Here is an 8,142-nt window from a genome sequence, read left to right on the forward strand (position 1 = left end):
TTACGGATGGTAACGTGGGGAGTACTCATGCTGATTGGTCTGCAAAAAGCAGTAATAAATTCAGAACTTCAGAATACCGTCAAGTCCCGAAAAAAGAAAAATCAGGTGCGGAATGACGGATGTATAGCAGGAAAAGTAAAAAGTGTTAGCGTGCTAGCTTTTGTCGAAGATAAAAGAGAGATAAAAAAAATCCGGCGTCTAAGCGCCGGATTTTCATGCCTGCAAACCTGAAAACTTATTTTTTCTTCGCTTTCGGGTTCGGCAGGTCGGTGATGCTGCCTTCGAACACTTCAGCCGCCAGGCCAACAGATTCGTGCAGAGTCGGGTGAGCGTGAATGGTCAGCGCGATGTCTTCCGCATCACAGCCCATTTCGATCGCCAGACCGATTTCACCCAGCAGTTCGCCGCCGTTGGTACCGACAATCGCGCCACCAATAACACGGTGCGTTTCTTTGTCGAAAATCAGCTTGGTCATGCCGTCCGCGCAGTCAGAAGCGATGGCACGGCCAGACGCCGCCCACGGGAAGGTAGCCGTTTCGAAGCTGATACCTTTCTCTTTCGCTTCTTTCTCTGTCAGACCAACCCATGCTACTTCCGGTTCGGTGTAGGCAATGGACGGGATCACTTTCGGATCGAAGTAGTGTTTTTTGCCCGCGATAACTTCAGCGGCCACGTGACCTTCATGTACGCCTTTGTGCGCCAGCATCGGCTGACCGACGATATCGCCGATAGCGTAAATGTGCGGCACGTTGGTACGCAATTGTTTGTCAACGTGGATAAAGCCACGCTCATCAACTTCAACGCCCGCTTTTCCGGCATCGAGGTTTTTACCGTTCGGCACACGGCCGATAGCCACCAGCACCGCGTCATAACGCTGCGGTTCAGCAGGGGCTTTCTTGCCTTCCATCGAGACGTAGATACCGTCTTCTTTGGCTTCTACCGCCGTGACTTTGGTTTCCAGCATCAGGTTGAATTTCTTGCTGATGCGCTTGGTGAAGACTTTAACGATGTCTTTATCCGCAGCCGGGATCACCTGATCGAACATTTCAACCACATCGATCTGAGAACCCAGCGCATGGTACACGGTGCCCATTTCCAGGCCGATAATACCGCCACCCATGACCAGCAGACGTCCCGGAACGCTTTTCAGTTCCAGCGCATCGGTGGAATCCCACACGCGCGGGTCATCATGAGGAATAAACGGCAGTTGAATCGGACGAGAACCTGCGGCGATGATTGCGTTATCAAAGTTGATCACGGTTTTGCCTTCGGCACCGTCAACTTCCAGCGTATTCGCACCGGTAAATTTACCCAGACCGTTGACCACTTTCACTTTACGGCCTTTCGCCATACCGGCCAGACCGCCCGTCAACTGGGTGATAACTTTCTCTTTCCACAGACGGATCTTGTCGATGTCGGTTTGCGGTTCGCCAAACACGATACCGTGCTCCGCCAGCGCTTTCGCTTCTTCGATAACTTTTGCTACGTGCAGCAACGCTTTAGAAGGGATACAGCCCACGTTCAGACACACACCACCCAGCGTGGAGTAGCGCTCTACCAGTACGGTTTCCAGCCCCAGGTCCGCGCAGCGGAACGCCGCAGAGTAACCCGCAGGGCCAGCACCCAGTACCACTACCTGAGCTTTAATTTCTGTACTCATCATGACCTCTTAATTGATTTCCGGCGGGTCTGTGACGTCATTATTATTGAGTCTTAACGCCCTCTTCCACCGGGACGTGTCTTTTGCCACTGTAGTTTACAAAATTGTTAACAATTTTGTAAACTACAGCGACTAACGATGTGTCCTTAATCACTGACAGCTGTAGCAAATAACAGCTTATCAGAAAAAAGCCGACCGTAAGGCCGGCTTTTTCGATTACATCACCAGGCGGCGGATGTCAGACAAGGTGTTGTTGACGATGGTGATAAAGCGAGCACCATCAGCACCGTCAATGACACGGTGGTCGAAGGACAGAGAGATCGGCATCATCAGACGCGGCGTAAACTCTTTACCATTCCAGACCGGTTCCATCGCAGACTTGGACACACCCAGGATAGCCACTTCCGGCGCGTTGACGATCGGCGCGAAGTGCGTGGTACCGAGGCCACCAATGCTGGAGATGGTGAAGCAGCCACCCTGCATTTCGCCCGCAGTCAGCTTGCCGTCACGGGCTTTCTTGGAGATAGCCATCAGCTCGCGAGACAGCTCGATGATGCCTTTCTTGTTCACGTCTTTAAACACCGGAACCACCAGACCATTCGGCGTATCAACGGCAACACCGATGTTGATGTATTTCTTCAGCGTCAGACGTTGAGCATCTTCAGACAGCGAGCTGTTGAAACGCGGCATCTGCTCAAGCGCAGTCGCAACGGCTTTCATGATGAACACCACAGGGGTGATCTTCACGTCAAGTTTGCGTTTTTCCGCTTCTACGTTCTGCTGTTTACGGAACGCTTCCAGATCGGTGATATCGGTTTTGTCGAAGTGCGTAACGTGCGGGATAACCACCCAGTTACGGCTCAGGTTGGCACCAGAGATCTTCTGGATGCGCCCCAGTTCAACTTCTTCCACTTCACCGAACTTGCTGAAGTCCACTTTCGGCCACGGCAGCAGGCCCGGCAGAGAACCACCGGTCGCAGCGCCCGCCGCAGGTGCAGATTCAGCGCGTTTAACCGCGTCTTTCACGTAAGCCTGGATGTCTTCGCGCAGGATACGACCTTTACGGCCGCTGCCCTTCACTTTCGCCAGGTTTACGCCAAACTCACGCGCCAGACGGCGGATGACCGGCGTTGCGTGGACGTAAGCATCGTTTTCAGCGAATTCGCCTTTGGCGTCTGCCTTGGCAGCAGCTGGTGCAGGTGCAGCGGCTTTCGCCGGTTGCGCTGCTGGAGCGGCTTCTTGTTTGGCGGCCGGAGCAGCAGGCGCAGCGCCTTCCACTTCAAACACCATGATCAGCGAGCCGGTTTTCACTTTATCGCCGGTGCTGACTTTGATCTCTTTCACGGTGCCCGCGAACGGTGCCGGAACTTCCATAGAGGCTTTGTCGCCTTCTACGGTGATCAGAGATTGTTCAGCGGCAATTTTGTCACCGACTTTCACCATCACTTCAGTGACTTCAACTTCGTCGCCACCGATATCCGGTACGTTCACTTCTTTCGGACCAGACGCCGCAGTGGCAGGAGCAGCAGCCGCTTGCTGGGCCGGAGCCGCCGCGCCAGCAGCGCCTACGACTTCAAACACCATGATCAGCGAGCCGGTTTTCACTTTGTCGCCGGTGTTGATTTTGATCTCTTTCACCACGCCCGCGAACGGTGCTGGCACTTCCATGGAAGCCTTGTCACCTTCCACCGTGATCAGCGACTGCTCAGCGCTCACGCTGTCACCCACTTTCACCATGATTTCAGTAACTTCAACTTCATCACCGCCGATATCCGGCACGGCCACTTCTTTCGCCGCGCTGGCGGCTGCCGCAGCTGCTTTGGTTTCCGCCGAAGCTGGTGCAGCAGCTGCCGCACCCTCGGCTTCGAAGACCATGATCATTTTGCCCGTCGCCACTTTATCGCCGACAGCCACTTTGATCTCTTTCACCACGCCAGCCTGAGGAGAAGGCACTTCCATGGAGGCTTTGTCGCCTTCCACGGTGATCAGCGACTGTTCAGCTTCTACTTTGTCGCCCACCTTCACCATCACCTCGGTGACTTCAACTTCATCTGCACCGATATCCGGTACGTTGATTTCGATAGTCATTACTCTTTACCCTCTTATGCTAAGCGCGGGTTAACTTTTTCAGGATCGATGTTGAATTTCTTGATGGCTTCAGCCACCACAGAAGCTTCAACTTCACCGCGTTTAGCCAATTCACCCAGTGCGGCAACTACTACGTAGGAAGCGTCCACTTCAAAGTGGTGACGCAGGTTTTCACGGCTGTCGGAACGACCGAAGCCATCAGTACCCAGTACGCGGTAATCGCTGGCCGGAACGTAAGTACGTACCTGCTCGGCGAACAGTTTCATGTAGTCAGTGGACGCAACAGCCGGTGCATCGTTCATCACCTGAGCGATGTACGGTACGCGCGGTGCGTCGGTCGGATGCAGCATGTTCCAGCGTTCGCAGTCTTGACCATCGCGCGCCAGTTCCGTGAAGGAGGTTACGCTGTAAACATCGGAACCGATGCCGTAGTCGTTGGCCAGAATCTGTGCCGCTTCGCGAACGTGACGCAGGATAGAACCCGAGCCTAGCAACTGAACCTTGCCTTTCGTGCCCGCTACCGTTTCCAGTTTGTAGATACCCTTACGGATACCTTCTTCCGCGCCTTGCGGCATAGCTGGCATGTGGTAGTTTTCGTTCAGCGTGGTGATGTAATAGTAGACGTTTTCCTGCGCTTCACCGTACATGCGCTCCAGACCGTCCTGCATGATCACAGCCACTTCGTAAGCGAAAGACGGATCGTAGGAAATACAGTTCGGGATGGTCAGCGACTGAATGTGGCTGTGACCATCTTCGTGCTGCAAACCTTCGCCGTTCAGCGTGGTACGGCCAGAAGTACCGCCGACCAGGAAGCCGCGTGCCTGTTGGTCACCCGCTGCCCAGCACAGGTCGCCAATGCGTTGGAACCCGAACATGGAGTAGTAGATGTAGAACGGGATCATCGGCAGGTTGTTGGTGCTGTAAGACGTTGCCGCCGCCAGCCAGGATGAGCCTGCACCCAGTTCGTTGATGCCTTCCTGCAAGATCTGACCTTTCAGGTCTTCTTTGTAGTAAGCCACCTGCTCACGGTCCTGCGGGGTGTACTGCTGGCCGTTCGGGCTGTAGATACCGATCTGGCGGAACAGACCTTCCATACCGAAGGTACGCGCTTCGTCAGCGATGATCGGAACCAGACGATCTTTGATCGACTTGTTCTTCAGCATCACGTTCAAAGCACGCACAAAGGCGATGGTGGTGGAGATTTCTTTGGTTTGTTCTTCCAGCAGAGAGCTGAAATCTTCCAGCGTCGGCAGTTCCAGTTTCTCGTCGAAATTCGGCTGACGAGACGGCAGGTAACCACCCAGAGCCTGACGGCGCTCATGCAGGTATTTGTATTCATCAGAATCTTTGTCGAAAGTGATGAACGGCAGTTTTTCGATGTCAGCATCAGCCACCGGCACATTGAAGCGGTCGCGGAAGTAACGCACGCCATCCATGTTAACTTTCTTGACCTGGTGAGCGATGTTTTTGCCTTCTGCCGCATCACCCATACCATAACCTTTGATTGTATGCGCCAGAATAACGGTCGGTTTACCTTTGGTGTCTTGCGCTTTTTTCAGTGCAGCAAAGACTTTCTTCGGATCGTGACCACCGCGGTTGAGGGCCCAAATCTGATCGTCGCTCCAGTCAGCAACCAGCGCAGCCGTTTCCGGGTATTTGCCGAAGAAATGCTCACGCACGTAGGCACCGTTTTTAGATTTGAACGTCTGATAGTCACCGTCAACGGTTTCGTTCATCAGTTGGACCAGTTTACCGCTGGTGTCTTTACGCAGCAGTTCGTCCCAACGCTCGCCCCACATAACTTTGATCACTTGCCAGCCAGCACCACCAAAGATGCCTTCCAGCTCGTTGATGATCTTGCCATTACCAGTAACCGGTCCGTCCAGACGTTGCAGGTTACAGTTGATAACGAAGACCAGGTTATCCAGTTTCTCGCGGGTCGCGATGGTGATAGCACCCTTGGATTCCGGCTCATCCATTTCACCGTCGCCCAGGAAGGCGTAAACGGTTTGTTTGGACGTGTCTTTCAGACCACAGTTTTCCAGGTATTTCAGGAACTTAGCCTGATAAATAGCACCGATCGGGCCCAGACCCATGGATACGGTCGGGAACTGCCAGAAGGTCGGCATCAATTTCGGGTGCGGATAAGAGGAAAGCCCCTGGCCGTGTACTTCCTGACGGAAGTTGTTCATCTGATCTTCGGTCAGACGCCCTTCCAGGAAGGCTCGCGCGTAGATGCCCGGAGAGATATGGCCCTGGAAATACACCAGATCGCCGCCATCCTGTGCACTGCGTGCACGGAAGAAATGGTTAAAGCACACTTCGTAGAAGGTCGCGGAAGACTGGAAGGACGCCATGTGGCCACCCAGTTCCAGATCTTTCTTGGACGCGCGCAGTACGGTCATGATGGCGTTCCAACGAATAGCGGAACGAATGCGGCGCTCAAGGTCCAGGTTACCCGGATAGGCGGGTTCGTCTTCCACAGCAATGGTGTTTACGTAGTTGCTAACGGCACTGCCTGCCCCTACGTTTACGCCACCCTTGCGCGCTTCTGACAATACCTGATCGATCAGGTACTGCGCACGTTCAACACCCTCTTCACGGATAACCGATTCGATCGCCTGTAGCCAGTCGCGAGTTTCGATCGGATCCACGTCATTATTCAAACGTTCTGACATGGTGTATTCCTTATCTGTTTCTAATCAGTTAATTTTCTGGAGCCTGTCTTGCTGTACTCTGCCATTGTCGTCATATCACCGACGGCTGCCGTATCATCGGCAGTTGTCAAAGCACAGTAAGACAGGTCCAATATCGTCATTTACGCGTTCAACGCCCAATCAGAGCGCTCAATCCTTGCGTTGCTGGAGCCGACGTAGCGAACGCTCTCTTCGGCTATGTTCCCGGTTAAGATCCAGCAGTACTTCCTCAATAAACGCCAGATGACGATGCGACGCTTCACGTGCCTTTTCAGGTTCGCGAGCGACAATCGCCTCAAAAATCCCGGCGCGATGACTGCTTACCTGGGCCAGAACCTCTCGGCTCAGGTATAACAATTCAAAATTCTGCCGCACGTTCTGTTCCAGTAACGGTCCCATACAGCGTAGCAAATGTAGCAAAACCACATTGTGCGTTGCTTCTGTGACAGCCACTTGATAATGCATAACGGCTTCCGACTCCGCGACCAGATCGCCCGAAGCGCGCGCCTGCTCAATCTGGGTATGGCACTCACTGATGCGCTGGAAATCTTCTTCCGTACCACGCAACGCCGCGTAGTAGGCAGCAATGCCTTCCAGCGCATGACGGGTTTCCAGCAGATCAAATTGAGATTCAGGATGGGTGCTCAGCAGTTCCGACAACGGATCACTCACGCTTTGCCACAGGTTGTTCTGGACAAACGTTCCCCCACCCTGACGACGCAGCAGCAGGCCTTTTGCCTCCAGACGTTGGATGGCTTCTCGCAAAGAAGGACGGGAGACATCAAACTGTTTCGCCAGTTCGCGCTCCGGGGGGAGTTTCTCGCCGGGGCGCAAGGTTCCTTCGAGGATCAAAAACTCCAGCTGTTGTTCAATCACATCTGACAGTTTGGGCTGACGGATCTTGCTATAGGCCATGGTAAGTGTTTCTCTGCGAAGTGCGCGGAGTCAATTGGTAATACCAATTTCAAAAACGTGACGCTAAAGTAACAAAGTATTCACCTTCTGTCCATACGGACGTTGCGCTAAATCATGTTCTCCACCAGATTTTAACAATTGCACGATCCGATTAGGTCAAAACCCTATACTCACTAGGAAGTAGCGGCTTCAACCCTATAAATATTTTAACTTTTATGAAACGAAAACCAGTCGATGCTGAACCGTTCAACCTGCAATAAAATGAATAAAAATTCATATTTTTTAAATTTAAAATCAAAAACAGGCCATGACGTTGGAACTGGTGATACTTATTGTTAACATTCTTCTTTTTCCGAATGGTGATATTTTCAGCAACAAAAACCTATACACAACATCATCACCCTCCTCACTTTTGCCGATAAAAATCAGCTATCACCCATCAATTTTACTCCCTCGATTTGACGATTAACATCGTTAATCGCCACGTCACAGACCATTGATTTCATCTTGAGGTTGGTTAGGTGGTCGGCAGTTTTTTCTGCCCGCTTGGTGTAAGTGCTGTACCTTGCATGATACGCATCAATAACGCCGTTCGGCACCGTTCGGCCAGAGACACCCCATCACGGGTCTCTTTTTTCAAGGCATGTTGATACACTTTCAATCCGTCATTCCGCACCTGATTTTTCTTTTTTCGGGACTTGACGGTATTCTGAAGTTCTGAATTTATTACTGCTTTTTGCAGACCAATCAGCATGAGTACTCCCCACGTTACCATCCGTAACC

6 protein-coding genes are annotated in these 8,142 nt (G+C 52.5%); 1 reads left to right on the plus strand and 5 read right to left on the minus strand.

Going from position 1 to position 8,142, the window contains the following annotated elements:
- Nucleotides 1–231 (plus strand): hypothetical protein (locus ACTBDZ_RS12620; protein WP_438815571.1); only part of this gene is annotated, 231 nt, incomplete at its 5' end.
- A 4-nt stretch (nucleotides 232–235) separates the two neighbouring features.
- Here the strand turns inward: ACTBDZ_RS12620 and lpdA are convergent.
- The 5 genes from lpdA to ACTBDZ_RS12645 form a co-directional block, all read right to left on the minus strand.
- On the minus strand, nucleotides 236–1,660 hold the full coding sequence (gene lpdA / locus ACTBDZ_RS12625) for a dihydrolipoyl dehydrogenase (protein ID WP_438815572.1): 1,425 nt from the start codon (nucleotides 1,658–1,660) through the stop codon (nucleotides 236–238).
- 216 nt (nucleotides 1,661–1,876) lie between these two features.
- Entirely contained in the window at nucleotides 1,877–3,748 is a 1,872-nt protein-coding gene (gene aceF, locus ACTBDZ_RS12630; protein WP_438815573.1) for a pyruvate dehydrogenase complex dihydrolipoyllysine-residue acetyltransferase, read from the minus strand.
- 14 nt (nucleotides 3,749–3,762) lie between these two features.
- Nucleotides 3,763–6,426, minus strand: a complete 2,664-nt coding sequence (gene aceE, locus ACTBDZ_RS12635) for a pyruvate dehydrogenase (acetyl-transferring), homodimeric type (protein ID WP_438815574.1) — start codon at nucleotides 6,424–6,426, stop codon at nucleotides 3,763–3,765.
- A 168-nt stretch (nucleotides 6,427–6,594) separates the two neighbouring features.
- Nucleotides 6,595–7,359 (minus strand): pyruvate dehydrogenase complex transcriptional repressor PdhR, encoded by a 765-nt coding sequence (pdhR, locus tag ACTBDZ_RS12640; RefSeq protein ID WP_438815575.1) that lies wholly within the window; start codon nucleotides 7,357–7,359, stop codon nucleotides 6,595–6,597.
- 517 nt (nucleotides 7,360–7,876) lie between these two features.
- Nucleotides 7,877–8,142: hypothetical protein (locus ACTBDZ_RS12645; RefSeq protein ID WP_438815576.1), on the minus strand; the 266-nt coding region annotated here is incomplete at its 5' end.

The organism is Symbiopectobacterium sp., assembly GCF_051710365.1.
In the GTDB taxonomy this organism is placed as follows: Bacteria; Pseudomonadota; Gammaproteobacteria; order Enterobacterales; family Enterobacteriaceae; genus Symbiopectobacterium.

Bases quoted from the DNA above. Each gene is read 5' to 3' on its own strand.
- lpdA (WP_438815572.1), bottom strand. From the start codon at position 1,660: ATGAGTACAGAAATTAAAGCTCAGGTAGTGGTACTGGGTGCTGGCCCT.
- aceF (WP_438815573.1), bottom strand. From the start codon at position 3,748: ATGACTATCGAAATCAACGTACCGGATATCGGTGCAGATGAAGTTGAA.
- aceE (WP_438815574.1), bottom strand. From the start codon at position 6,426: ATGTCAGAACGTTTGAATAATGACGTGGATCCGATCGAAACTCGCGAC.
- pdhR (WP_438815575.1), bottom strand. From the start codon at position 7,359: ATGGCCTATAGCAAGATCCGTCAGCCCAAACTGTCAGATGTGATTGAA.